Origin of the sequence: Candidatus Accumulibacter vicinus, from assembly GCF_000584955.1 — a bacterium.
GTDB lineage: Bacteria > Pseudomonadota > Gammaproteobacteria > Burkholderiales > Rhodocyclaceae > Accumulibacter > Accumulibacter vicinus.
In genome coordinates this window covers 17,948-18,190 of sequence record NZ_JDSS02000007.1, presented here as the reverse complement: position 1 = coordinate 18,190, position 243 = coordinate 17,948, and the positions used below count along the sequence as shown (strand labels likewise).

At 59.3% G+C, this 243-nt stretch carries 1 protein-coding gene; it reads left to right on the top strand.

The genetic code is table 11. The features are described 5' to 3' along the window. On the top strand, positions 1 to 243 hold a 243-nt coding region (locus CAPSK01_RS02080), incomplete at both ends, for an acetate--CoA ligase family protein (protein WP_273702906.1).

Here is a 243-nt window from a genome sequence, read left to right as displayed (position 1 = left end):
GCCAAGATGTTGATCGAAGCGGTGTTGCACGAGCGGCGCAAGGTCCTCTCGGAGATGGAGTCGAAAGCCATCCTGCGTGCTTTCCGCATCCCGGTCGCACAGACCATGGTCGCGCATACGCCGACCGAATCGCTGCTGCTGGCTGAACAGATCGGTTTTCCGATCGCCATGAAGATCGATTCGCCGGACATCCTTCACAAGAGCGAAGTGGGCGGGGTACGGCTCAACATCACCAATGCGCCA